The sequence below is a fragment of the Rothia nasimurium genome (genome assembly GCF_049068285.1).
In the GTDB taxonomy this organism is placed as follows: domain Bacteria; phylum Actinomycetota; class Actinomycetes; order Actinomycetales; family Micrococcaceae; genus Rothia; species Rothia nasimurium_I.
This window is the reverse complement of the sequence record NZ_JBLKPV010000023.1, coordinates 1-1,009: the sequence shown is the minus strand read 5'-3', so window position 1 is coordinate 1,009 and position 1,009 is coordinate 1. Positions and strand designations below refer to the sequence as shown.

General features: G+C 55.4%; 1 protein-coding gene. It reads left to right on the top strand.

Annotation, left to right across the window (positions count from 1 at the left end; genetic code table 11):
* The coding region (locus tag ACMXX3_RS11695; RefSeq protein WP_421084884.1) for an IS1249 family transposase at positions 1-1,009 on the top strand (1,009 nt) is incomplete at both ends.

Genomic DNA, 1,009 nt, shown 5'->3' with positions numbered 1-1,009 from the left:
CCCAAAAACCCCACATGCCTGATATGCAACCAACGAACCAAACGCAACGGCACCACCAGCGCAGGAACCACACGCTACCGCTGCACCCACTGCGGCGCCAGCAGAACAATCAAACGCCCCACCAGCACACGAAAACACCAGCTAACAGCCTTCATCACCTGGCTCACCAGTAAAAACACCCAACACCACACCACCCCAGGAGCCGGACGAACCTTCCGCGCCAATACCGCCTGGTGCTGGAACATCACCCCACCCATCAAACAAACAGGCCAAATCCACCACGAAATCCAACTCGACGGTATCTACATCAGCGGCATGGTCTGCATCATCGCCTACAACCACGCTGTCGGTGTCATCGACTACCAATGGGCTAAAAATGAGAACACCGCAGCCTACCAAGCTTTACTCTCACGCATCCCAGCCCCAGATGTAGCCATCGTAGATGGCGGGGCTGGCTTTGCCAGCGCCGCCAAAACATGCTGGCCAGATACCCGGATTCAACGCTGCCTATTGCATGTGTACCGGAATACTAAAACCCTTCTCACCAGTGCCCCACGCACTGAGGCTGGCAAGTCCTTACTGAAGATTTCTAGGGCTCTTCTACGAGTAACCAGCTTGGATGAAGCAGCAATCTGGTCAGCCTCTTTAGCCTCCTGGCACGGGCAGTATCAAGGCTTTATCAAGGAGAGAACCTGGTTAGCTGATGGTTCCTGGCAGTACACGCACCCCCGGGTGCGTACTGCCTACAGGAGGCTTGAGCGTTTGGTGAAGCAGGGTGTTGTGTTTACTTTTCTGGATCCGGATTTGCTCAGGGAGGGTTCTATTTCTCGTACCACGAATCACGTAGAAGGCTATAACGCGAAAATTCGTGCCATGTTGCGGGAACATCGTGGAATGCCGGTGGAGCATCAGTGGCGGGCTGTGGGGTGGCTCTTGTGGGTGGATGCGGCTTGGGGTGCCAGTGTTGATGAGGTGATTAGGTTGGAGCCGGTGCCGGTGGTTGCTCTTG